The sequence below is a fragment of the Psychromonas antarctica genome, assembly GCF_022267535.1.
In the GTDB taxonomy this organism is placed as follows: Bacteria; Pseudomonadota; Gammaproteobacteria; order Enterobacterales; family Psychromonadaceae; genus Psychromonas; species Psychromonas antarctica.
Map to the genome: position 1 here is coordinate 1 of NZ_JAHNZV010000042.1, position 22,663 is coordinate 22,663.

Consider the following 22,663-nt stretch of genomic DNA (forward strand, 5'->3'; position numbering starts at 1 on the left):
AAATAATTCCACTAAGTTATTCATATGCCCACCTTGTTTGCTTTCAAATCGTTTCTTGGTCGAAAGATCTGATCGCTTGGTGGGCATTTAGTTCAATTTTTTATTCTGTTATCCAGAATTCAGGTTAATATAACGTTAGTCAGTAATGAGGTGGGACTAGGGATCATGCCGATGGGTATTGTTAGCCGATTATTTATAGATCATTGCGGGCGGTTAAATCAAAAAGTAGCGCAAATAGCCGATCGTGTAACACTGATTACGGCGGGCATTCCACTAGATTTAAAATCAAGGGATCCAAAAAATGGCTGAAATAACACTCTTAAGGCATCCTAAAGTACTCGGTAAAGCGGCCTTATATGGCAAAACCGATGTTGCCTGCTGCCCGTTGGCATTTGCCCACACATTGACAGAACTCAAAAAGATTGTGGATCAGTTTGATCTCATTATAACCTCTCCCTTAGAGCGCTGTGCGATGTTAGCAAAACAGTTAGGCAAAACAAGCGCATTACCGGTGATGATTGAAGCCGCTTTTCAAGAGATGGATTTTGGCGTGATGGACGGTATCGCATTTGATGAACTGCAGCAGGAGTGGCCAATATTAGAGAAGTTCTGGTCGGCCCCTAGTGCCTTTCATTTTCAGCAAGCAGAAAGCTTAGCGCACTTTAATCTGCGCGTATTAACAGCCTGGAAAGACTTATTAGCAACAACAGGAGATAAACGCATATTAATAATTTGCCATGGCGGAACGATTAGACAAATTATTGCCGACTGTTTAGGACTGAGCTGGCAGCAACCAAAACTTTATCAACAATTACAGATTGCCAATAGCAGCACCACGAAGATTTGTTATTTTAGCGACTATAAAACAAGCAGCATCAAGCATATTAGCTTGCTATTATGACCATTAACAAGAAAAGAGTAACAATTGTGCATAAATCATATTGAATATCTGAACGTTAAAGCAGGAGGAACATAATTGAATGTTAAAATGGCAGCGCTACAGGAGACTAAAAACACATCATGACCCCAGCTATTATGGTCAAGGTCGTGCTCAATAGTTTAAATAGATGATATTTTAATTTGAAGGTTGAGCTGGGTATAAAATTGCAGCGGTACAGGAGGCTAAAAACACATCATGACCCCGGCTATTATGGTCAAGGTCGTGCTCAATATGTTGAACACCTAACACTGAAAATTTGGAGCGGTACATGAGACTCGAACTCATGACCCCGACCTTGGCAAGGTCGTGCTCTACCAACTGAGCTAGTACCGCAACATTTTTAATAATCTAAAGCTTTGGAGCGGTACATGAGACTAAAGAAATCTCATGACCCCGACTATGATGGTCAAGGTCGTGCTCAATATGTTGAACACCTAACACTGCAAATTTGGAGCGGTACATGAGACTCGAACTCATGACCCCGACCTTGGCAAGGTCGTGCTCTACCAACTGAGCTAGTACCGCATCACATTTTTAATAAGATAAAACTCCTCAGAGAGAAGTTGGAGCGGTACATGAGACTCGAACTCATGACCCCGACCTTGGCAAGGTCGTGCTCTACCAACTGAGCTAGTACCGCATCACACTCTTTGAATTAGTATTCACGAGTAAACTCGCAACTCCAGTCATGCTTGTCAATGTTGAACTCAACGCACCTAACTAGTACCGCATCACATCTTATTTATCATAAAAAACCTATTAGCATGTTGGTATGCCCGTTCCTTATGAGTTGCGCATTATAGATAGGGAGTAACTGAATGCAAGCTTTTTTTGTCAGAAGTCGATATGAGAAAGCTTGCTTGCTGAGTTTTTGAACAGTTTTTTTAATTTACACAAAAATAAATTATTAAAATTTGAAAAAGTGCTTCTGGTAATGTTGTAATTCAGAGATTGATTCACGAATATCATGTAGCGCTAAGTGCGTCCCAGATTTTTGGTGCGCCTTAACCATTTCCGGTGCCCAACGCATGCCGAGCTCTTTGATCGAACTCACATCGATATTTCGGTAATGAAAAAAAGCTTCCAATTCGGCCATGCCGCGCACCATAAAACGACGATCTTGTCCGATGCTATTACCACATAGTGGAGAAACACCCGCTGGAACCCATTCTTTTATAAATGCAAGTGTTGCCTGTTCGGCCTCCGCGCAACTCACTTCACTGGCAATCACGCGCGCCGTTAAGCCTGATTCCCCATGATGCTCAGTACACCACTCATCCATCTCATCCATCGTATTTTTGCTCTGATGAATGACCAATTGCGGCCCTTCAGCAAGAATATTTAAATCACTGTCTGTGATAATAGTGGCAATTTCGATAATTTTATCAGTATCTGGATTTAAGCCGGTCATCTCCAAATCAATCCATACAAGGTTATTTTTATTCATACGATTCTTTTCTCAATAAGAGAAACCTCTTTAAATAATTTATCTAAAAAATATAGTATGATACGGGATTAATACAATATGTGATAGCTAAGGGAAACTGTGGCCAAGAAAAACCGACTCAGTAAGAATCAAGTTCGCCGCGTTCAAAGTAATCAGACTAAACGTTTGCACAAAAAAGACGAAAAACAATGGGAAGAATCTGAACTTGGTCCTCAACTTCAAGGTGTCGTAATTAGCCGTTTTGGGCAACATGCTGATATAGAAGACGAAAAGGGCAATATCGAACGTTGTAATTTGCGTCGCGGTATTAAATCACTGGTAACAGGTGATCGCGTTGTATGGCGTGCAGGTAATGAAGCTTATCACGGTATTAGCGGCGTTGTAGAAGCCGTTCACCCACGCAGTACAGTGTTAACTCGTCCCGACTATTACGATGGTATTAAACCTATTGCGGCTAATATTGATCATATTATTATTGTCAGCTCAATTGCACCTGATTTTTCGCGCAATATTATTGACCGTTATTTAGTTGCTTGTGAAGATATTGGCATCACCCCTATTATTGTTTTAAATAAAAGTGATCTATTGGATAAGCAATCGGCAGTAATAATAGATAAAGAGTTACAAAGTTACCGCGATATCGGTTACCAAGTTTTATATAGCTCTATGCATGGTGACGGATTAAGCGCTTTAAAATATGTAATGAAAGATAAAATTAATATTTTTGTGGGCCAGTCGGGTGTTGGTAAAACGTCTTTATTAAATATGCTTTTACCTGAAGTGGAAGCGGTAACCGGTGAAATATCGGAAGCATCTGGACTTGGTAAACATACCACGACCACTGCTCGCTTATATCATTTCCCCGAGGGAGGCGATCTAATCGATAGCCCAGGTATCCGTGAATTTTCATTATGGCATCTAGCTGCAGATCGTATCGCCACAGGCTTTATAGAGTTCCGTCCATTTTTAGGCGAATGCCGTTTTCGCGACTGTAAGCACAAAATAGATCCCGGATGTGCCCTCGCTGAAGCTGTTGCAACGGGTAAGATAGATAGGGCCCGCTATCATAGCTTTCTACGTATTCTAGAAACGATGGATGATGCAAAAAATGCACGTCACCGAGATCCTAATACCCATTAACCATTAACCATTAACCATTAACCATTAACAATGGGGCATTTGCATCCCCCCACTTAACTTTATTGAAAAAGAGAAGATTATGATTGATCAGCTTAAAATTATTGGCCAGTACCTTTTACCGAAAAAGCTTGTCTCGCGTCTAGTCGGTCACTTAGCCAACGCGAAAGCAGGTAAATTAACCACTTTTTTAATTCAACAATTTATCGTTAAATTTAAAATCGATATGAGTGAAGCGAAGTATTCAGATGCGCACCATTTCAAAACATTTAATGACTTCTTTACCCGTGAATTGCGTGACGGTATACGTCCCCTAGTAGCTGGAGATGAGAATCTTTCTATGCCTGTTGATGGCGCACTAAGCCAGCTAGGCACAATTAAGCAGGGACGTATCTTTCAGGCAAAAGAGCATGACTTTAGCTTACGCGAATTATTAGGTGGTCGAGATGATATTGCAGCGCCTTTTGACGAAGGTTTATTTGCGACAATTTACCTCGCGCCCAAAGATTATCACCGCATTCACATGCCGATTACCGGCAGACTAGAACAGATGATATTTATCCCGGGAGATCTTTTTTCCGTGAATCCATTAACCGCTGAAAATGTACCCAATCTATTTGCGCGCAATGAACGTGCGGTGGCTATCTTTTCCACCGCAATCGGGCCGATGGCGATGGTCTTAGTCGGGGCGACCATCGTCGCTAGCATTGAAACTGTATGGGGTGGTAGCATTGCACCCAGCAAGAATAAAGAGATCCGTTATTGGGATTATAAGGATCAACAAATCATCCTTGAAAAAGGGGCTGAAATGGGCCGCTTTAAACTAGGCAGCACGATCGTTGCACTATTTCCAAAAAACAGTGTTAATTTCAGCGAGGCTTTACAGGCAGGCTCAGTCACTCGTTTAGGTGAACTGTTTGCAACCATTGAGACTAAATAGGAAGTTTATAGACGAATGACCCAATTATCGGCAGCACAATACTTAAAAAAAATATTACTCGCGCCCGTTTATGAAGCAGCCATTGAGACGCCGTTACAACCGCTTAATAAGCTATCTACGCGTTTAAATAATCAGATATTATTAAAACGTGAAGATCTTCAGCCTGTGCACTCTTTTAAATTGCGCGGTGCATATAATAAATTGGCCAATTTAACTGGGTCACAAAAAAAATGCGGGGTAATAGCCGCTTCTGCAGGTAACCATGCCCAAGGCGTAGCGCTTTCAGCAAAACAAATGGGTATTAAAGCAACCATAGTGATGCCTTATACCACCCCAGAGATTAAGGTTAATTCCGTGCGTGCGCTGGGGGCAACAGTGGTTTTATTTGGTGAAGGTTTTGATGCTGCCAGTGACCATTGTAAAGCACTGTGCAAATTACATAATTACACCTTAATTCACCCCTTTGATGATCCCGATGTGATTGCCGGTCAAGGTACTATTGCCAAAGAGCTATTGCAGCAAAATGTGCATCTGGATAAGATTTTTGTACCTGTCGGTGGCGGCGGTCTGGCAGCTGGCATTGCCGTTTATATCAAACAACTTTTGCCTCATATTAAAGTCATTGCCGTTGAGCCTGAAGATGCAGCGTGTTTAAAAGTGGCACTGGATCACGGCGGTCCAATAACACTCAGCAAAGTAGGCCTATTTGCCGATGGTGTGGCAGTTAAGACTATTGGTAGAGAAACATTCCGCTTATGCCAGCAATATATTGACGAGGTGATCACTGTCAGCAGTGATGAAATTTGTGCTGCCGTTAAAGATATATTTGAAGATACACGCGCCATTGCCGAACCGGCAGGTGCGCTCTCATTGGCGGGTTTAAAAAAATATAGTCAGCAGCATAAGTTAAAAGATCAATGCCTTGCTGCTATTTTAAGTGGTGCCAATGTCAATTTCCATGGGTTACGTTATGTTTCTGAGCGTTGCGAATTAGGCGAGCAGAAAGAGAGTATTCTTGCGGTTACCATTCCTGAAAAACAGGGCGCGTTTTTAGCCTTTTGTAGTGAACTTGACGGCCGTGCTATTACCGAATTTAATTACCGCTTTAATTCGCGTAAAGAAGCCAATATTTTTGTTGGTATCAGAACGCCGCAAGGACACGATGAACTGAGCACATTTATCAGCAAGCTATCTGACTCCGGTTATTCTGTTGCCGATTTAAGCCATGATGAAATGGCTAAATTACATGTCCGTTATATGGTCGGCGGCGCACCCATTAGTGATTTAAAAGAACGTTTATATAGCTTTGAATTTCCTGAACATCCCAATGCTCTGCTTAAGTTTTTAAATATGCTTGGTACTCACGCCAATATCACCCTTTTCCATTACCGCAATCATGGTGCAGCCTATGGTCAAGTGCTTGCCGGCTTTGAATTGGATGATCACAATAGCAGCACTTTTAGCGACCATTTAAATGCGTTAGGTTACAATTATAAAGATGAAACAGATAACCAAGCCTATCGTTACTTTTTATCGCAGCAAAATAACAGCTAAGGATTGACTCGGCGATGCTCTTTTCACAAAAACTCAAAAAAAAACTACGTAGGCTAACGCAACAATTAACCTGGCCCACTATGTTCTTTTTAGTCATTGCACAGACAATTGCCACCTATCTGTTACTTATTATGGCTGACGAAAGCGCATTAACCGACAATCCATTACAATTCATTTATTACAATATGGTGGTAGTCTCAACCGTCGGTTTTGGCGATTTCAGTCCAATCACCCCGCTTGGAAAAATGATTGTTTCTATTTTCCAGATTCCCTCCGGACTGATAATTTTTGCCACCTTTATCGGTAAAATAACCCAACTATTTATCAATATAGCGAGATCGAATATGAATGGCGAGAATGATTTTTATCACCTAGAAGACCATATTTTACTACTCTGCTGGGATCCTTACTCCACCGAGCAGATCATCGCGTTGATATTGGGTGATAAAAAACGCCAAAAACGGCAGATATTGCTTTGTGTTACCGATGACATGAAAAACCCCTTTCCAGGTAATGATGAGGTTTCTTTTGTGCGTTTACGGACATTTTCTGATAAAGAGGAGCTTAAACGGATAGCATTAAGCAGTGCAAGGCGCATAATTATTGATGGGAAATCCGATGATGAAACCTTGTCCATCGCACTCAGCATTGCCACCTATGCCAATATAGATGCCAATATCTCGGCGCATTTTGTTGATAAGAGTAAAGCGGAGTTATTAAAAATTCATTGTCCGCAGATTGAATGCAGCATTGATAGTGGCGCACAAATGATGGTCCGCAGCATGCAAGATCCCGGCTCTAGCCAAGTTACTGCGCATCTGCTGTCCACACTTAATGGTGCGACTCTTTATTGTCTACAAACACCCAAACTTGATAGCACGGTCAATTTCGACCTGCTCTTCAATATGTTAAAAAAGAATCACGGCATGATTTTAATTGCCCTCAGTCATTTTAAAAATGGCGATGATATGACCCTAAACCCAGATCCCAGCAGCGAGGTGAAAAGCGGTGATTTTTTACACTACATTGCGAACGAACGGGTTGATACTAATGAGATAAACTGGCAGAGTTTTTGTTAAAATAGCCACTGATAAGGTTGTCTTCGCATCACTCGTTGGCGTTTTAGTGGTCAGTCACTTGTTGACAGTTATTAGCATTTATCTATAATCGCCTCTCTTTATGTTCTTCACTTTATAAAAGTGACGATTAAATGGGAAGCATAAGTCACCAATTTAAAGGTGAAGCTAGCATGCACTGCCCCCGCAACTGTAAGCGTAATCAATCAATGACTACGTCAGTCAGATACCAGCATAAAGAGCGTCACTGTCTACTAAGCGGGCGGCTTAGTAGAACGTAAATATCTGACTCCTGCATCCTAAAATAGTTTGGGCACACATTGCCAAGCATCTTTAGAGCGATTGGAAATTCGTAATGGTGGCGAGCCAAAGAAACTCTTTGTTGCTCAGCAGATATGAAAGGCCACCGCCTGCCAATGAAACCGAGCTATTCAGACTTTCTTCTCTATTATTTGCAATTAAAATAACAAGGAAGCACCATGCAACGCCTACGTTACACTCCAATCGCTATACTATTTAGCACTCTTTTTAGCACGTCAAGTTTTGCGGCTGTAAACGCCGTTGAAATGAACACCGCTGAAGATGATATTGTCATTTCAGCAAACCGTGTGGAAAGCAAACGTATTGAAAGCGGCAGCTCAATTAGCGTACTCAATGCACAATATCTAAAAGACAATCAAGCACGCACTGTCGCTGAAGTTTTACGCGATGTACCCGGCATAAGTGTGGCCAACAGTGGCGGAATAGGTAAAAAAACATCGGTATTTATTCGCGGTGCAGAATCAAAAAACACATTAGTCATTATTGACGGTGTTGAAGTAAATAATTTAGCGAACCTTGATGGTGATTACGATTTCGCCCATTTAATGGCCGATGATGTTGAACGAATAGAAATTTTAAAAGGATCACAAAGTGCACTTTGGGGCAGTGATGCGATGGGCGGCGTGATTAATATTGTCACTAAAAAAGGCAGCGCTGGATTTACCCCAACCGCGAGCCTCGAAATAGGTGAAAATAACTATCATAAAGAAAATATTAGCCTCAGTGGCGCAAAGGGAGGCAGCCATTACTCACTCTCTGCCAGTAGTCTTAAAACAAACGGAATCAGCGCAACGGCAACGGATCCCGATGATGACAGCTATAAAAACCAAAATATCAACTTAAAAGTAGGTCATCAATTCAATGATATATTCGCCATTGATGGCGTACTTCGTTACAGCGATGCAGAAGCAGAATATGATAATACCTATTCGCCAGGCGGTGATAATTATTCAACAAGCCGCCAACGTCAGGCAAAATTAAACAGCAATCTTGATCTGTTAAATAAACAATGGAGAAACCGCCTGTCGATCGCTTTTTCTGATTCAAAAAATGAAGACTTTTCAAGTAATAGCGGTGAATCGCAAGGGCAGAAAATAAAAACCGACCTGCAAAGTAATTATTATTTCAATACAGTGAATGAATACACACAACGACTTTCATTTATTGCCGAGCATGAAAGTGATAAGTACCAAAGCTTAGCAATGGCTGAAGAAGATGAAATAGCTGCATCGGGTATTGTTTTAGGCTACGGCATCGATTGGGCAAAAACAGTTTTCTTTAATGCCGCTATTCGCCGTGATTTTAATAATAAGTTTGACGATACCAGCACTCATCATCTCGACATTTCAGCTTGGGTAAGCGCCGGAACTCGTCTGCATGCGAGTCAAGGTAGCGGGGTTAAAAACCCTAATTTAGGGCAATTATCAGGCACTAATACCGGTTGGGGATATGCAGGTAACCCAGATCTCAAACCAGAAAAAAGTAATACATGGGATGCGGGCGTTGAATATAACTTGGCCGATCTTGACGGCTACGTTGATTTCACTTACTTTCACTCGCGCTACACCGATATGCATCGCTGGTCAGGGGATTATCCAAATAGCACCTATACCAACCTGACAGACAAAGCCACTGCACGTGGAGTAGAGTTAACAGCCAATCTGCTAGTTGCTAAAGCGATGCGAATCAACGCAGGTTACACTTACATGGAAACGGATGACGGGAGTGCAGATAATAAGCAACTGTTGCGCCGCCCCAAACACGCTGCCAGCCTAAATTCTAACTACAAGTACACTGACAAATTGAGTGCCAATATTGGTGTTCGCTATGTTGGTGAACGTCAAGATGTGGGTAATATAACACTTGATGATTATACACTCATCAATATTGGTGCAACTTATCAAATCCATCAACATATCGCTATTTCTGGGCGTCTTGAAAATGCCTTTGATAAAGACTATGAAGATATTGCGGGTTATAACAGCGATCCACTAACAGCTTATATCGGCGTTAGCTTTAAGTAATATCAGCACATCATTGAGGATGAAATGAATAATTTTAAATTAGCTTTTTTCATCCTCTTTTTATTGTTTTTTATTGCCTTTATCCAGCTATACAAAGGCACTCTATTTACCCTTTTTGAGCCCGGGTTAGGCAACTTTAGCACACAAGTAGAGGGACAACGTTTCCCGAAAACACTGACTGATAAAACCGGCATAAAGTTTGTACTACACAAGCCTCCTACTCGTATTATTTCGGCAACACTCGCAACCGACCATATCTTATCGGGTTTAATCGATCCGCAGCGCTTAGTGGCCGTCAGTAGTTATGTCGATTATCCTAGCCTCTCTAATATCGTCGGCTTTTATGATCAACGCATTAGCCGTACACAGGGCGAAATTGAATCGCTGTTAGCTCTGCAACCTGATTTAGTCTTTGTCGCTTCCTATAGTAACCCGGAAACAGTACGTTACTTGCTGCGAAGCGGTATTGCCATTGTCCGCCTGAGTGAATTTAATTCCTTTGATGATATTTTTAATAATATCCGCCTACTGGCAAATATTACAGATACCACAGAAGAAGGTGAAATGATGATTAATAATCTGACCCAGCGTATCAACTTTATCAAAAAACAAGTTGTTGATCAGCCTAAGCCGCGAGTGTTGTATTACGATCTTAATGGCTATAGCGTCGGCGGGCACTCTTTAATGGATGAAGCTATTCGACTTTCCGGCGGCATTAACGTCACCAGAGGCGTACTCGCCGATGGCGAGCAGAAAATAAGTGAAGAGTTAGCCATCTCCCTCCAGCCCGATGTGATCGTCATGAACCAGTGGGTATTTAATCAAGATAGGGGGCAGGATTCGCCGCGTAATATATTGCAAAACAAGAAAGCCTGGGCGAATGTCCCCGCAGTCAAACAACAGCGTGTTTATGCTGTGCCGGGGGTCTGGTTACGCAGTGTGTCACAATACAGAATTAAAGGGGTGGAGGCGATCGCCCAATTACTGCATCCCGAAATAGTCAGCTACCAAGAGAGAAGTTATGCTCAGTAAGCTCCCCCCGACTGCCCTATTGTTTACCCTATTAATAGGACTATTTATAACTTTGGCCATTGCCGGAGTATTACACGGGCCAGCCGACATTTCATTAATGCATATTGGCATGATCCTCAAACAACTCCTACTTAACAGCGTCAATCAAGCCGTGCCCGACTGGCAAAGTAGTATCATTTTAAATGTACGTTTGCCTCGCGTAATAATTGCGTTATTAGCAGGCGCGAGTTTAGCGCTGTGTGGGCTAGTGATGCAGGGAATGTTTCGCAATCCGCTGGCTTCGCCCTCGGTATTAGGGGTTTCTTCAGGTGCGTCACTGGGCGCGGTGATCGCTATCTATTTCGGCGCGTCCTTGATCTCCGCGTGGGCAATTCCCCTGTTTGCATTTATCGGTGCGGGTGCCTCTTTGTGCATTGTCTACCGTGTGGCATCAACCCGAGGGCAAACCAATGTTGCAACCCTACTGCTTTGCGGTGTCGCTATCAGCGCCCTGAATGTTGCTGCTACCTCCTTATTATTAGCTTTATCACTGAGCAATTGGGATGTGGCACGCATGATTATCTATTGGACGATGGGTGGCCTCGATGGTCGCACTTGGGATCATGTATTGATTATTTTACCTATTGTGGTGAGCGGATATATTTTACTGCTTTTTTATAGCAAGCAATTAGATCTACTACTGCTTGGAGAGCAACATGCACTATCAGTTGGTGTTGATGTCAGAAAAACCCGCCGTAATTTATTAATTATCAGTTCGGCAATGGTCGGCGCATCGATTTCTGTTGTCGGTGGAATCGGCTTTATAGGTTTGGTTGTGCCCCATATTATGCGCCTACTATTAGGCCCGGCACATCGCCACCTGCTTCCCGCATGCCTATTGGCAGGAGCGATCACACTGCTTGGGGCAGATCTATTTGTTAACCACTTTTTTAGCCAGCAAGCGATTCCATTGGGCGTCGTCACTGCCGCATTAGGCGCGCCTTTCTTTTTATTTCTTTTAATCAAACAACGTTTTATTTTAAGTTAGTGGAGCGCACGACATGTCACCTTTAAGCTGTTGCAATATTGACTTTAGTTACCATAAAACCCTCTTATTAACGGATATTAATTTAGACTTTAAGCCGGGAGAGTTTGTTGGTCTGATTGGCGCGAATGGCGCGGGTAAAAGTACTCTGCTGCAGTTGCTGTTGGGTCTACTCAGACAGCATGCCGGTACGGTTTACCTTAATGGGATTGATATTCATACACAAAAACGGCGCGATATAGCCAAACAGTTAGCTTTTGTGCCGCAGTCAATTGAACTGCCTTACGCGTTTAGCGTCGAGGCTTTGGTGGCGATGGGCAGAAATCCCTATTTAGGCCCTTTTGAACTAGAAACAACCGCAGACAAAAAGATTATCCAGCAGGCCATGCACGAGACAGATATCATGCAACTAAAAGATAGGCTGGTCACTACCCTCTCCGGTGGCGAAAAACAGCGTGTCATTATCGCCCGCGCGCTTGCTCAGCAAGCAGCCGCTATTTTACTTGATGAGCCCATCGCCAGCTTAGATATCTGCCATCAGATCGAAACCCTGCAATTAATACAATCGTTGACTCAGTCGGGGAAACTAGCGGTGACTGCGCTTCACGATCTTAATTTAGCAGCCAGTTATTGTGACCGACTTATTTTACTTGGACCAACGGCAAACGGCTTGGCAAAAACAGTGATTGCCGATGGCCTACCCGAAGAGGTGCTAACGGCAGAGAATCTCGCCCGCTGCTTTTCCATTAGTGCTGATATTATCAATATAAAAGGGGAAATTAGCTTAGCTAATATCAAGCCCATTAAACATAACAATTGCGACATACGCAGCACAAAAAAGCACGCTTATTAGCCAATCGGCTTTGCTCAGCAACTCGTTAAGCGTTAATATATCTTTTTCAAAAAACGCTGCACGAGTAATTAAATTAACCCCTCTATTAATAATAGGAATAACAGAATAATGGTACCGGACAGCGCACTTAATACGCTTGCAAGCAGCTCTATTTTTCAAGAGATCCAACAGACTATGCCACAATGGTTTCAGCAAGGCGGGGTGGTGATGTGGTTATTGCTACTAGCATCTTTTTTAACTACCTTGGTGACCTTAGAGCGCCTTTCAGTGTGGATAAATTACTACTTTACTCGCGAATCTGTTCCACTGCGCAATTGTTTTAAAGCATTGAATCAGGAACAACAAAAAGTAGCCTTACAGTTTTGCCAAAGACTTAATACGCCGGTTCTAAATATGCTCGCACATGGCATTAAGGCACTGCCATTTCCACCCAATGAAATAATGGAATCCTACGCAGAAAGACAGATAAGCAGCATGTCGCGCGGCCAATCATTATTAGATACCGTTATCACCCTTGCGCCGATGCTGGGCATCCTAGGCACCGTGCTAGGAATTATCGATTCCTTTAATATTTTAAGTCTGCAAGGGGTAGAAAATCCAACGGCCGTGGTCGGTGGAATTGCACAGGCTCTTATCTCCACTGCTATGGGGCTTTCTGTCGCGCTGCTGGCTCTACTTCCTTACAATCTATTCCGTTCTTTTATCCAAAAACTGACTCTACATCTGGAGTGTGTTGGCAGTGAATTTTATCATATCTGCCATCAAAAAAGTCTGATCACAAATCAGAGTGAAATTATTGACCGTCATAACGTGCTGCACAGTCTGCCTAAAGCGACCCAACAATCGCTCACTGAAATGTATGCCAATGCCATTGATAAAAAAGAACGACCTGAAGAAAAAGAGATGAAATCGCAGACTGCAGTAGAGAAAGTTCAATGAAATTACATAAATCACGTTTTCAACAAGCTGCTCGCGTTGAGCTATTGCCGCTGATTGACGTGATCTTCTTACTGCTTATTTTCTTTATTTTTGTGATGTTAAAAATGACAGTGCAAAGCAGTATTAAGGTTGAGCTACCGCAAGCGGTGGACAGCATGACACAAACAAAAACGATGTTAACGATTAATATTGATGCGCATAGCCAAATTTTTGTCAATGAAGAAACAAGCAGCCTACAAGATGTGCTCGGACAAGTGCAGCTTTTAGAGCAACAAAATAGCTTGCCAATATTGATTAGAGGTGATCGACAAGCAAATTTAGGTGTCGCCTTAACCCTGCTCGACAAACTGCGTTTAGGTGGATTCGAGCAGGTCACTTTTGCCACTGAAAAAGACCAAGCGAGATAACTATTTTGATAAAACAAATTGCTCACTACCTTCCTTTCTTTATAATCACGCTGCTACTTTACGGGTTATTTTTTTACCATCATAAGCAATCGTCGATTATGCTTCCGTTAAATTCCGGACAGCAAACGCTACAGCTGCAGATAACCAACGTCACAGAAGAGAATGTCGCCGCAGCAGAAAGTAATATTGAAAAAACAAATGCAGCGCTTTCAGAAAGCAACATCAGCAGCCCTGACGAGCAACAAGAAAAGAGCGAAAAAGAAACAGCATCGACGCTAGAAAGCAGCGAAGTGGCAAACGAAGCCAACCAAGCAGAAACAATATCGGCACCAGAAAGCAGCGAAGTGGCAAAAAAAGCCAACCGAGAAGAAACAATACTGGCACCAGAAAGCAGCGAAGTGGCAGATGAAAAGAGTACAACAACGGCAGATCCAGCAGCGCTGAAAAATGCAACTGAGATAACAACTGTTGATACTGCAGCAAAAAACCAAATGCTCATTGAAGAAGAAAAAGCAAAGAGCGAAATCGCCACCGCCAAGAATGCTAAGCAGAAAGCCACTGTAAATACAGTGGAAATAAGTGATGCCATGCTAAAAGCAGAATTATTTGAAAAACATTTTCACTTAGATTTACCTGCACCACCTGCCCCAGAAAAAACAGCCACAAAAGAAAAGCCAACAGCACAAACAGTTAATGCGAAAAAAGTGCGGACGATGGTGTCTTCTACCCCTTCCCCTAGTAACGCAACAGAACCCGCTGTCAGCAATGAACTCACACAGAAGCAAGAAAAAGCTAAACAGGTTTTTAAAAAACAACCTCAAGAAAAGGTGGCTAGTGTGCAAGAACGCGGTGTATTACAAGAAGCGATTGTCGTATCCGGTAATAAACCTATCTATCCCAAACGGGCAATATTACGCAATGAACAGGGACGCGTCGTCATCAAACTCACTGTATCTACTAGAGGAAAAGCGAAAAACCCCGAGATTTTAACCTCCAGTGGACATCCTGTACTAGACGATGCTGTACTTGATTTTATTGCCCAAGAACTCTTTATGCCGGCCCATCAAGGGGAAGAGAAAATCACCACAGAGCAGATTTTTTCATTCCGTTTTGAACTGAAATAATGATCTATATCCGTTTCTTACGCAGTGAGCAAAATCGATTGCGTCAATAATCCCAGTCACAACATTAATGAACCTTAAACTCAGTATTTAAATTGGTAGCACAGATGAGCAGAATAAAACTTTCAACCGACAGACTTACAACAGGTTTATATATCAAACTACCCTGCTCATGGAGTGAACATCCGTTTCTTTTCGGCAGCTTTAAAATACAAGAGCAGGAACAAGTCAAGGTTCTGCAGTCATTACAATTTAAGCATGTGTTATTTTATCCGGATAAAAGTGACGGACTTCCACTGCCTGCCAACACCGAAAAAGCGGAAACAGAAAATAAGGAGGAACAGAAAAGTGATTATTTGAATACCTTATGGATAGAGAAAGAACAGCGTATTGAAGAACAACAAGTTTATATCCGTAACCTTAAAAAATGTGAAAATGATTTTAAGCAGTCCCTAACCATTGTTCGTTCCATTAATTTGAAATTAGAAAAGCAAGCCTCATCAGCATTAGAAGATGCCAAAGAGTTAATTACTGATATCACCAATAAATTAAACCACCGTAAAAACCCCATTCTACACTTAATGGAAGAAGGCAAAGAGGGCGACAAATACCACAGCCATGTATTCCATGTGGCTATATTATCTATGTTACTCGGCAAGGCATTAGCACTTTCACAGCAAGAGCTTATTTACCTAGGTTTAGGCGCGCTATTTCACGATATGGGGATCAGTAAAATCCCAACGCAAATTCTGTATAACAATCCCAATATTACTCAGGCTGAAAAAAACTATCTAAAACTACATGTCCGTTATGGATTGGATAAAATCAGCCATATTGCTGATTTCCCCGCACCGGCATCTGAAATTATCGCTCAGCATCATGAGCACCTTGATGGCAGTGGCTATCCACAAGGCTTAAGTGACCAACAAATCAGCTTATTAACGCAAATAGTCACTATTGCCGATGAATATGACACCCTCTGTAATCCGAGTGATAAACATCCCGCTCGAACTCCTTCCCATGCCTTGTCGTTTCTCTATAAGAACAGAAAAGAACAGCTCAATACAAAAGTATTGGGCTTATTAATTAAAGAGTTAGGAATTTATCCACCGGGATCTATCGTGCAACTCTGCAATCAAAAACTAGCACTGGTAATGAGCGTCAGTAAGGATAATATCCTGCAGCCGAATGTACTCATCTATGATCCCGCGATTCCTAAAAATAACGCCCCTATTATTTCATTGAGCAAACTAAACTTGAAAATAGAGAAAGTCATATTACCGTGGAAACTACCCGAAAATATTCAAGAATATTTAAACCCACGAGTACGCGTAAACTATTACTTTGAACATGCGGAAGAAAGATAAGCAGTTAATCCTACACTTCTTTTGTCTGAACCTAAGTTATCAATATGCTTTGAATCTATCTCTAATCTATTCCATACACTTTCGCTTAACAGCAAGGTCTTAATGTCCGATGCGTGAGGCGGATCTGAAATGTACTATTATTTTTCTGTCTCTGTTACTGTAAAATAGAATTCAACGTCATCGACAAATCGAAATATTTGAGATGTAAACTCAGCACGAATATAATTTTCTTGAGTTTCTGTGATTTTTGTTCGCTTCAAGGCTTCTAATATTTGCAGCTGTCTGTCTTGTTCATATTGAGGAATCCCGACGAAGTGGAGCGGCTATATAAAGAGTGTTTTATCAGCGGTTGACTACTTACACAGTTTGGCATTTTAGGAAATGGCATTAGCTGACCAATTTAGGCATAGCTCCAGAGCATCCTGTCAAAATATAAAAGCAAATAGAGCAATTAAAATGCGCATATTTGAGGAGGAACAAGCTGAGTCTATTTTTCACTGAATTTGGATCAAAGCAGACAAACTTATTTCCCCTTATTAGGTGTTTAAACCACTATAGTTTGTGGCCCAATCGTTTTTCAATTTGTCTTTTTTCCCAACCAGCAGTAAACCAATTAAATACTTCAAATACATGTATGGCATGGTTTAATACGCCAAGCCCCCAACCTAAAGCCGGCCACCACGCCCAAATATAACCGGAATAAGTAATAAAGTTTATTATAAATAACAATGATATGACCACTACGTAGTTCATTAAATGTGAGTAAAAACCTTTTAGGTCTCTAACATATTCAACTACCGCTAATTCATGGGCATTGCTTTTGTCTAATTTACTTTCAGTATCGTTCATTTCCTTTGCCTCACCTCTTAGTTCATTAATATGAACATCAAATACTGCTGCTAAAGATTTCAACGATTCAAGACTCGCTTTTTGGCCACGTTCAATTCGCTGTATTGTTCGGACATTTAAACCGCTCATCTCAGCTAACTGCTCTTGTGACCAAGCCTTTGCCAACCTCTTCATTCGTAATTCCATGACAACCTCCTTTGATGTATGGGTAATGTGTCATATTAATAGTCTTAAAATAACGACTTTAACCAGACAAAGTGATGACAAAACATAAAAATCAACAAGTTACGCCAACACATAATGTTGAATAATAGACTTGAAATTGAACAATAAAGGAGAAAGCCGTGAAAATAGCCCACGTTTTATGCTTAGTTGTCTCTTGTTAGCTATCTTCTTCACTATCATAGGGAAACTTAATATGGCCATATCGGATTGAAAGAATAGCAATAGCAAGAATAAGTACGGCACCAGCAAGGCCGAGTATTCTCAATGTATCTAAGTTTTTCATATCAAGGATCATATAGCGCGCTATTGCGACTATTGAAATGTAAAGTGGCATCCGAACCGGCAGCTTCCCAGACTTAAGGTATATCCCAGCCATTGCAAATACTTCGAGATATATAAAAAGTAACAAAAGATCAGAGAGTGTCACTGTCATGGCGTTAATCATTGACTTAACTTCAAAACCCATTGCGATGACAGTAGAAAAAGCAATAACGATTAATCCAATTTCTTCAATAAAGACTAACGTTTTATATCCTGACTCCTTTAATTTACTCATAAATATATTCCTAATTTCAAACTCTAATTGTGGATAACTCTGATAATTAGGCCTTAATAACGAGCACAAAAATTATGAGCTGACATTGGGCTCCGAAGAAATAGCCCGCGATTTTTAATCCGCTAAATTAACGTGTATGCATTCAATATCCATTGAGTTCTTCGGAAGATCTATTAACAAATAGCGGAGGTAAGACACCACTACTCTTCAATTATTTTCGTCCCGCAAATTTCACAAATAAGATGCCTAGAAAAGTCATCCATTGCCGTGAGAAAAGGGCCAAAAAAGAAACTTTTAATAAAACCCGTAATAAATTCTTTACGTTTACGATTCTTCGAACCACTAAAGGCACTTGGTTTTCGCACCAATACTACAATGTGGCAAGTCTCTACGCCACAAGATTTACAAAAACATCTTTCTGTTTGAGCTGACATTGAACTTCCTATTCTGAATGTTAACGACTTAATAACTATCTAAAAATTAAAGGCTAAAATTGAGCGCTGAAAAATGGCTCACGGTTTTTATGCTATACCTATGCCGCGCTTATCTTTTTCGACATGTTGTAACCTGTAATGATAAAACCTGTCTCTTGATAAAGCTTAAATGCGCGTTTGTTATGGTAAGCCACCCTTAGCTTTATCTGTGTTATGCCATCCACCAGCACTTGTGCTTCAAGTTCACTTATAGCCTGTTTTCCAAATCCATTACCGCGGTAGTCATTTGCCACATAGAAATCATATATAAACGTAGAGTGCTCGCTACTATTTTTGGAATGCCATAAATACCCAACAACGATCAGCTCATGGTTTATTTCCGCTTCAATACACAACAAATCATGATCACCACTTTCAAGGCCATTGGGAAAGCTACGATTCAACTCTTTTTCAGCCAAATCGATGGCTACATCCATCGCGTGTCCATAATTTTCAGAAATCTCTTTACTGTAATCATCAATAAAGTATTCACAGTATGCTGAATACTCTGCTGACCTCATATCCCTTAGAACTACCATTTATATTCCTTTTGGCCACTTTTACTTGCTCAGTATCGCGTTTATTTTTTCCTGATCTGCATATATCGAGTAATTTGTTATCGCTTTTATCGTCTTTTGGTTATTCATTAATTCTTGCATAGCCACTTGACCAACTAATTCAAAAGCTTTTTGTATCGCTAACGGATCAGATTTATTAGCTGCATATAACTCTTCTGGACAATCGACTGTTAAAATCTTAGTGACGAGCTTTCCTACATATTGATCACTCTCTTGAATGTTTTTAGAGGTTGCATTCATAAATATTTTCATTTCTGGGTGAGAACCAATAGCAAAAAAAATCCATTTGGCAAGATTTTTTCTTTCTTTACCGTTTAACGTATCGACTAAACAAGTCCCTAGCTGGTCTGTTGGTGTACTTGCGATAACGGGGGCAGCGGACAAAATTCCAATTGATAAAGCGGCAACTTTTACAAAATAATTCATTATTACTCCATTACTTAATGATTTTCTATTGTCGACCTAATATACGTAAAATAAATTAAAAATACCCATCTAAAGTGCGACAGCGCAATCCACAGCATTATTATCTGTTTTAGGTATTGCATTAACTTTCATATTTTAATGACTTGCAAACCCTCAGTATGAATAAAATGCAACGTTTAATATTGTTTTAACTTGAAACTGGGTATGTTGATTTAAATCATACATTTATCAACGAAGCCACACGCTTCAAAAATAAAATCTAAAATCGTTAACTTCAACGCCATTAGTTGATTTGCCAACCCCATCACATAAGTTAAACAATCAGGGTGAACATGAGCCTGAATAGAAAACAAAAATAACACACTATTTTCTAGCGCACTAATTAACTTGCTGAAGGCATTTCCCAGTGCTTTTTTGTCCATCCTGCTGCATTGGATTTAAACACTGAGTTAGTTTTTATTGCGGTCACAAACTGAAGATTCTATTTTTGCTCGCTGACGGGTTGAATTGAGCGCTGGAATTAAGAGTAAGTCATGCAGAGGGAGTAATATGTGCGTTTATCATGGACCCTCTTCTTGGATATCTTTTTCAAAAATAGTGACAAGAAGAAAACCTTCAGTGTTGCTATTGCTAGGCATAAAAAACCCCGATATATATCGAGGTTTTTAGTTTACATATGTGATTTTTCTTCTAACTTCTTTTTTTCCTTGCAAAGCCCATACCAGCTAATCCTAGCCCTAAAAGCGCGATACTAAGTGGCTCCGGTACCGATGCAACAGGATTCACATCAAAGGCAACATCGCCAATAGCGACACAACAACCATTCCCAAAGTTACCAGCAATATCGAATTTAACATATCTGGCTGCTGTGTCAGCAATATCATATACAGTCGCCCCATAGTTAGCTTGCTGACCGGAAAAACTCCCAACGAATGTTGATACACTAAAATCGCTAAAAAGTGAGGTTGTTAGACTGAAGCCATTTACGCTAGCAGTAATACCCGAAGCGCCGTTCCACATCGCGAAGTTTTCAACATTATAGTCAGCCCCGAGATCAAAAGTGACATAACCAGAATAAACACCGCTAGCACTTAACCAGCTCGTACCATCCCCGCCGCTGTGAGTGACACCCGAAGTGGTGAATGTGTCGAAATCAGTTACACCGCTTGTGTAGTTACTGCTTAATCCTGACTGACTGAGCATTTCATCAACCCCGGTTGATGAGCAACAAATTAACTCCCCCATTGGATTATCAATAACTGAGTTTGCGGACAAAATAACGCCAGCTTGGGCAATAGAACCTAAGGAAAGTAGCAAAAAACCAATGAACACGTTTATAAATTTCATATAAGCCTCCATATAATGATAAAGATTATCAACCTCATTAACAAGTGCAAAATATATGCCAACCACCTACCCTGCTGTTTTGTATGTTATTTTTTTAAAACTCGAAATTGAGTTGTAAAAACATCCGACACATAAATTTCCCGATGATGGTGATAAAAACCAATGACACCGCCAATGCCCATATTAACAAGCTAAAAACCACGAACGCACCTTTAATGGCCCATGGTTTTTAGTCCAGTTGATAACTTATGTATTGGCCACATTGCTAGTGAACATCTGCTTTTTACCTTTAAAATTAACATACAGTTTTTCATGTGCTAATTTTGAAAAAGTATCTGCTCTTGAAGGGTATTGGCTAATCCAATTTATGAGCATTTCAAGGTTGTCATCTTGGGCCTCTTTTGATTCGTATTTATGCGGCTCCCAAGGTCTTCTTTTTGCATTTTGTATGCACAACTTAACATCGAGGTTCATAAATATCGCTTCGGTCGCATGTTCAGCGGCGATTGCGAGTATATCGGAGTAACAACCTTCAATTACCCAAGAAATCTTACCATTAATAAAATTTAACAAAAGGTTCTCTGATTCATTGATAGGCTTTCTTACGGGCTCAGGATTTATATCCCAAGCAATTGTGTCTAAGCTTAGGAGTGCTAACCCATCAGATTGGAGCTTCTTAGCATAGGTAGATTTTCCAGAGCCTGAATTGCCAAATATGATAACTTTTCTCATTTTTTACTCCGCTCATTGGTACACAATCGTGGTAGGACAATATCTAAGCAGACGGCTCACACACAGATCAGTACGAATGCATTATTTAACCTCAGTTCTGGATAATGGAAGCGAAATCAGATTAAATATCAACAAGTTAAAAAACATATTATACAGTGCTGTTAGTTTTGCGTAGTTCAAGGCGAATCATCGCAGCAATAACTGGTTATTGGCAGATGATTTAACGCAGAAATACGCGTAAATAACGGTACTGTATCGTTTAGCTTATCCAGAATTGAGGTTATTTAGCTGTCTAAAAATAAATAAACGCATCAAACTGATTAACCTCAGTTGTATTTTTAAAGCTAAATGTTTGAACCATAATTGATTGACGTACGTATAACATACCAAGATTAAACTAAATGGTATCCAATATGTTCTCATTCTTTAAGAAAGATCCAATTAAAAAACTCAACAAGCTTTATTTTCAGAAGTTAGAAAAAGCTATGCATGCACAGCGAAATGGGGACATAAGATCTTACTCCATGATGACTAGCGAGGCTGAGGACATAAGGATTAAGATTGAAGCCCTAGAAGAATTAAGCATTTGAAAAATACACATAAAGTTATACTCACTGTAGATTTCCGGTTAACGTTTTTTTAAATCACAAGCAAAAAATGAAAAACACCAACGCGTTAAGTTCAGATGATGGTGGGGTCTTTATTTACATGCGCCCCTCGACTGTTCACTGCATTTTCGTCCGTCAGACCAAATTGCAGCGTCAAATATAGCCCCATCAAGATCAACCTCGTCAATATTACTACCCAAAAAATTAGCCCCTGTAAAGTCACTGCCTACAAGGCTTACTTGAGTAAAATCTACATTTTTAAAGGTTCCCCCTGAAAATCCGCAACGTGTACAAGAAAAATGATGGAACGTTGAATTGTCAAACGTTGCTCCCGATAACCTTAAACCTTCAGCCTCTATAATATCTATTGAAATGCCTGAAAGTTGAATACCACTCAAATCAACAAAATACGCATCTGATTGCGGATCTTGTTCGAAAACATCCCCTTTTAATATTTCCGGATCTACCTCGGAAAGAAAGCGTAATACATTAACAATTTCATTCTGACGTTCAAGTTGCCTAAGCCTCATGAATAGGGCTCGAGTACTAGCAATAATGACAGTGAGCTTACGGCTGCATAGTTTGACTTGGGCGGTTAGCCCAATTCAGTCTTTTTTGGAAAGCAAGTCAGCCGTTACTCACTATTTTCTAGATAATTCCATGGCAGGTAATTTTCTGGGTTGGCTT

At 40.7% G+C, this 22,663-nt stretch carries 26 protein-coding genes, 3 tRNA genes and 1 riboswitch; of the genes, 15 read left to right on the forward strand and 14 right to left on the reverse strand.

Features of this window, described 5'->3' with window-relative positions:
* Positions 1-105: 105 nt before the first annotated feature.
* Positions 106-309 (forward strand): bifunctional adenosylcobinamide kinase/adenosylcobinamide-phosphate guanylyltransferase, encoded by a 204-nt coding sequence (locus KSO91_RS10225; protein WP_275113968.1) that lies wholly within the window; start codon positions 106-108, stop codon positions 307-309.
* Entirely contained in the window at positions 302-901 is a 600-nt protein-coding gene (locus tag KSO91_RS10230; RefSeq protein ID WP_238742886.1) for a histidine phosphatase family protein, read from the forward strand. Before KSO91_RS10225 ends, KSO91_RS10230 begins: the two co-directional genes overlap by 8 nt.
* A 296-nt stretch (positions 902-1,197) precedes the next feature.
* On the opposite strand, the gene KSO91_RS10235 is transcribed toward KSO91_RS10230, so the two are convergent.
* The 4 genes from KSO91_RS10235 to orn form a co-directional block, all read right to left on the reverse strand.
* Positions 1,198-1,273, reverse strand: a tRNA-Gly gene (locus KSO91_RS10235).
* 116 nt (positions 1,274-1,389) lie between these two features.
* Positions 1,390-1,465, reverse strand: a tRNA-Gly gene (locus KSO91_RS10240).
* Positions 1,466-1,504: 39 nt separating this feature from the next.
* Positions 1,505-1,580: transfer RNA gene (locus KSO91_RS10245), tRNA-Gly, on the reverse strand.
* Positions 1,581-1,847: 267 nt separating this feature from the next.
* On the reverse strand, positions 1,848-2,387 hold the full coding sequence (gene orn / locus KSO91_RS10250) for an oligoribonuclease (protein ID WP_238742887.1): 540 nt from the start codon (positions 2,385-2,387) through the stop codon (positions 1,848-1,850).
* 99 nt (positions 2,388-2,486) lie between these two features.
* Between orn and rsgA the strand changes: the two genes are divergently transcribed.
* The 12 genes from rsgA (at position 2,487) to KSO91_RS10310 (ending at position 16,182) form a co-directional block, all read left to right on the forward strand.
* Positions 2,487-3,527: a small ribosomal subunit biogenesis GTPase RsgA gene (gene rsgA, locus KSO91_RS10255; RefSeq protein ID WP_238742888.1), complete on the forward strand. Its 1,041-nt coding sequence runs from the start codon at positions 2,487-2,489 to the stop codon at positions 3,525-3,527.
* 79 nt (positions 3,528-3,606) lie between these two features.
* Complete coding sequence (gene asd / locus KSO91_RS10260) at positions 3,607-4,464, forward strand: archaetidylserine decarboxylase (protein WP_238742889.1); 858 nt, start codon at positions 3,607-3,609, stop codon at positions 4,462-4,464.
* 15 nt (positions 4,465-4,479) lie between these two features.
* Positions 4,480-6,018, forward strand: a complete 1,539-nt coding sequence (ilvA, locus tag KSO91_RS10265; protein ID WP_238742891.1) for a threonine ammonia-lyase, biosynthetic — start codon at positions 4,480-4,482, stop codon at positions 6,016-6,018.
* 14 nt (positions 6,019-6,032) lie between these two features.
* On the forward strand, positions 6,033-7,097 hold the full coding sequence (locus KSO91_RS10270; protein WP_238742892.1) for a potassium channel family protein: 1,065 nt from the start codon (positions 6,033-6,035) through the stop codon (positions 7,095-7,097).
* Between the two features lie 83 nt (positions 7,098-7,180).
* Positions 7,181-7,346: riboswitch (cobalamin riboswitch) on the forward strand.
* A 227-nt stretch (positions 7,347-7,573) separates the two neighbouring features.
* Positions 7,574-9,439: a TonB-dependent receptor plug domain-containing protein gene (locus KSO91_RS10275; protein ID WP_238742894.1), complete on the forward strand. Its 1,866-nt coding sequence runs from the start codon at positions 7,574-7,576 to the stop codon at positions 9,437-9,439.
* A 24-nt stretch (positions 9,440-9,463) separates the two neighbouring features.
* Positions 9,464-10,471 carry an ABC transporter substrate-binding protein gene (locus KSO91_RS10280; RefSeq protein WP_238742895.1) on the forward strand — a complete coding sequence of 336 codons (1,008 nt, stop codon included), beginning with the start codon at positions 9,464-9,466 and terminating at the stop codon, positions 10,469-10,471.
* Positions 10,461-11,498: a FecCD family ABC transporter permease gene (locus KSO91_RS10285; protein ID WP_238742897.1), complete on the forward strand. Its 1,038-nt coding sequence runs from the start codon at positions 10,461-10,463 to the stop codon at positions 11,496-11,498. The genes KSO91_RS10280 and KSO91_RS10285 overlap by 11 nt, the downstream gene beginning before the upstream one ends.
* Before the next feature lie 13 nt (positions 11,499-11,511).
* Positions 11,512-12,348 (forward strand): ABC transporter ATP-binding protein, encoded by an 837-nt coding sequence (locus KSO91_RS10290; protein ID WP_238742899.1) that lies wholly within the window; start codon positions 11,512-11,514, stop codon positions 12,346-12,348.
* Positions 12,349-12,456: 108 nt separating this feature from the next.
* Positions 12,457-13,287 carry a MotA/TolQ/ExbB proton channel family protein gene (locus tag KSO91_RS10295; protein WP_238742900.1) on the forward strand — a complete coding sequence of 277 codons (831 nt, stop codon included), beginning with the start codon at positions 12,457-12,459 and terminating at the stop codon, positions 13,285-13,287.
* Positions 13,284-13,694, forward strand: a complete 411-nt coding sequence (locus tag KSO91_RS10300; protein WP_238742901.1) for an ExbD/TolR family protein — start codon at positions 13,284-13,286, stop codon at positions 13,692-13,694. Before KSO91_RS10295 ends, KSO91_RS10300 begins: the two co-directional genes overlap by 4 nt.
* Positions 13,695-13,792: 98 nt before the next feature.
* Positions 13,793-14,818 (forward strand): energy transducer TonB, encoded by a 1,026-nt coding sequence (locus KSO91_RS10305; protein WP_238742903.1) that lies wholly within the window; start codon positions 13,793-13,795, stop codon positions 14,816-14,818.
* A 104-nt stretch (positions 14,819-14,922) separates the two neighbouring features.
* Positions 14,923-16,182 carry a cyclic di-GMP phosphodiesterase gene (locus KSO91_RS10310; protein ID WP_238742905.1) on the forward strand — a complete coding sequence of 420 codons (1,260 nt, stop codon included), beginning with the start codon at positions 14,923-14,925 and terminating at the stop codon, positions 16,180-16,182.
* A 137-nt stretch (positions 16,183-16,319) separates the two neighbouring features.
* On the opposite strand, the gene KSO91_RS10315 is transcribed toward KSO91_RS10310, so the two are convergent.
* The 9 genes from KSO91_RS10315 to KSO91_RS10355 all read right to left on the reverse strand — a co-directional run bounded on the left by KSO91_RS10315 (position 16,320) and on the right by KSO91_RS10355 (position 21,368).
* Positions 16,320-16,487: a DUF1499 domain-containing protein gene (locus KSO91_RS10315; protein ID WP_338049761.1), complete on the reverse strand. Its 168-nt coding sequence runs from the start codon at positions 16,485-16,487 to the stop codon at positions 16,320-16,322.
* Between the two features lie 247 nt (positions 16,488-16,734).
* Complete coding sequence (locus tag KSO91_RS10320) at positions 16,735-17,217, reverse strand: 2TM domain-containing protein (protein ID WP_238742909.1); 483 nt, start codon at positions 17,215-17,217, stop codon at positions 16,735-16,737.
* A gap of 196 nt (positions 17,218-17,413) precedes the next feature.
* Positions 17,414-17,812, reverse strand: a complete 399-nt coding sequence (locus KSO91_RS10325) for a phosphate-starvation-inducible protein PsiE (RefSeq protein WP_238742911.1) — start codon at positions 17,810-17,812, stop codon at positions 17,414-17,416.
* Positions 17,813-18,012: 200 nt separating this feature from the next.
* Positions 18,013-18,246, reverse strand: coding sequence for a hypothetical protein (locus KSO91_RS10330; protein WP_238742913.1), 234 nt, complete (start codon positions 18,244-18,246; stop codon positions 18,013-18,015).
* Positions 18,247-18,344: 98 nt separating this feature from the next.
* The gene (locus KSO91_RS10335) at positions 18,345-18,824 is read right to left on the reverse strand and encodes a GNAT family N-acetyltransferase (protein ID WP_238742914.1); all 480 of its coding nucleotides are present in this window, start codon (positions 18,822-18,824) and stop codon (positions 18,345-18,347) included.
* Positions 18,825-18,845: 21 nt separating this feature from the next.
* Complete coding sequence (locus KSO91_RS10340; RefSeq protein ID WP_238742915.1) at positions 18,846-19,289, reverse strand: hypothetical protein; 444 nt, start codon at positions 19,287-19,289, stop codon at positions 18,846-18,848.
* 212 nt (positions 19,290-19,501) lie between these two features.
* On the reverse strand, positions 19,502-19,711 hold the full coding sequence (locus KSO91_RS10345) for a hypothetical protein (protein WP_238742916.1): 210 nt from the start codon (positions 19,709-19,711) through the stop codon (positions 19,502-19,504).
* 268 nt (positions 19,712-19,979) lie between these two features.
* Positions 19,980-20,636 carry a discoidin domain-containing protein gene (locus KSO91_RS10350; RefSeq protein ID WP_238742918.1) on the reverse strand — a complete coding sequence of 219 codons (657 nt, stop codon included), beginning with the start codon at positions 20,634-20,636 and terminating at the stop codon, positions 19,980-19,982.
* Positions 20,637-20,882: 246 nt separating this feature from the next.
* Entirely contained in the window at positions 20,883-21,368 is a 486-nt protein-coding gene (locus KSO91_RS10355; protein ID WP_238742919.1) for a P-loop NTPase family protein, read from the reverse strand.
* A 413-nt stretch (positions 21,369-21,781) separates the two neighbouring features.
* Here KSO91_RS10355 and KSO91_RS10360 point away from each other — a divergent pair, with 413 nt between their 5' ends.
* Positions 21,782-21,958, forward strand: coding sequence for a DUF6435 family protein (locus KSO91_RS10360; protein WP_238742921.1), 177 nt, complete (start codon positions 21,782-21,784; stop codon positions 21,956-21,958).
* A 110-nt stretch (positions 21,959-22,068) separates the two neighbouring features.
* On the opposite strand, the gene KSO91_RS10365 is transcribed toward KSO91_RS10360, so the two are convergent.
* Entirely contained in the window at positions 22,069-22,506 is a 438-nt protein-coding gene (locus KSO91_RS10365; RefSeq protein ID WP_238742924.1) for a pentapeptide repeat-containing protein, read from the reverse strand.
* Positions 22,507-22,663: the final 157 nt, after the last annotated feature.

What these genes read in the sequence shown, in the direction of transcription:
- ilvA (WP_238742891.1), top strand. Translation starts at nt 4,480, where the DNA reads ATGACCCAATTATCGGCAGCACAATACTTAAAAAAAATATTACTCGCG.
- KSO91_RS10280 (WP_238742895.1), top strand. Translation starts at nt 9,464, where the DNA reads ATGAATAATTTTAAATTAGCTTTTTTCATCCTCTTTTTATTGTTTTTT.
- KSO91_RS10355 (WP_238742919.1), bottom strand. Translation starts at nt 21,368, where the DNA reads ATGAGAAAAGTTATCATATTTGGCAATTCAGGCTCTGGAAAATCTACC.
- KSO91_RS10295 (WP_238742900.1), top strand. Translation starts at nt 12,457, where the DNA reads ATGGTACCGGACAGCGCACTTAATACGCTTGCAAGCAGCTCTATTTTT.
- KSO91_RS10275 (WP_238742894.1), top strand. Translation starts at nt 7,574, where the DNA reads ATGCAACGCCTACGTTACACTCCAATCGCTATACTATTTAGCACTCTT.
- KSO91_RS10270 (WP_238742892.1), top strand. Translation starts at nt 6,033, where the DNA reads ATGCTCTTTTCACAAAAACTCAAAAAAAAACTACGTAGGCTAACGCAA.
- KSO91_RS10310 (WP_238742905.1), top strand. Translation starts at nt 14,923, where the DNA reads ATGAGCAGAATAAAACTTTCAACCGACAGACTTACAACAGGTTTATAT.
- KSO91_RS10305 (WP_238742903.1), top strand. Translation starts at nt 13,793, where the DNA reads ATGCTTCCGTTAAATTCCGGACAGCAAACGCTACAGCTGCAGATAACC.
- KSO91_RS10330 (WP_238742913.1), bottom strand. Translation starts at nt 18,246, where the DNA reads ATGTCAGCTCAAACAGAAAGATGTTTTTGTAAATCTTGTGGCGTAGAG.
- KSO91_RS10320 (WP_238742909.1), bottom strand. Translation starts at nt 17,217, where the DNA reads ATGGAATTACGAATGAAGAGGTTGGCAAAGGCTTGGTCACAAGAGCAG.
- orn (WP_238742887.1), bottom strand. Translation starts at nt 2,387, where the DNA reads ATGAATAAAAATAACCTTGTATGGATTGATTTGGAGATGACCGGCTTA.
- KSO91_RS10350 (WP_238742918.1), bottom strand. Translation starts at nt 20,636, where the DNA reads ATGAAATTTATAAACGTGTTCATTGGTTTTTTGCTACTTTCCTTAGGT.
- KSO91_RS10285 (WP_238742897.1), top strand. Translation starts at nt 10,461, where the DNA reads ATGCTCAGTAAGCTCCCCCCGACTGCCCTATTGTTTACCCTATTAATA.
- KSO91_RS10335 (WP_238742914.1), bottom strand. Translation starts at nt 18,824, where the DNA reads ATGGTAGTTCTAAGGGATATGAGGTCAGCAGAGTATTCAGCATACTGT.
- asd (WP_238742889.1), top strand. Translation starts at nt 3,607, where the DNA reads ATGATTGATCAGCTTAAAATTATTGGCCAGTACCTTTTACCGAAAAAG.
- KSO91_RS10230 (WP_238742886.1), top strand. Translation starts at nt 302, where the DNA reads ATGGCTGAAATAACACTCTTAAGGCATCCTAAAGTACTCGGTAAAGCG.
- KSO91_RS10300 (WP_238742901.1), top strand. Translation starts at nt 13,284, where the DNA reads ATGAAATTACATAAATCACGTTTTCAACAAGCTGCTCGCGTTGAGCTA.
- KSO91_RS10365 (WP_238742924.1), bottom strand. Translation starts at nt 22,506, where the DNA reads ATGAGGCTTAGGCAACTTGAACGTCAGAATGAAATTGTTAATGTATTA.
- KSO91_RS10290 (WP_238742899.1), top strand. Translation starts at nt 11,512, where the DNA reads ATGTCACCTTTAAGCTGTTGCAATATTGACTTTAGTTACCATAAAACC.
- KSO91_RS10345 (WP_238742916.1), bottom strand. Translation starts at nt 19,711, where the DNA reads ATGGACAAAAAAGCACTGGGAAATGCCTTCAGCAAGTTAATTAGTGCG.
- KSO91_RS10325 (WP_238742911.1), bottom strand. Translation starts at nt 17,812, where the DNA reads ATGAGTAAATTAAAGGAGTCAGGATATAAAACGTTAGTCTTTATTGAA.
- KSO91_RS10360 (WP_238742921.1), top strand. Translation starts at nt 21,782, where the DNA reads ATGTTCTCATTCTTTAAGAAAGATCCAATTAAAAAACTCAACAAGCTT.
- KSO91_RS10340 (WP_238742915.1), bottom strand. Translation starts at nt 19,289, where the DNA reads ATGAATTATTTTGTAAAAGTTGCCGCTTTATCAATTGGAATTTTGTCC.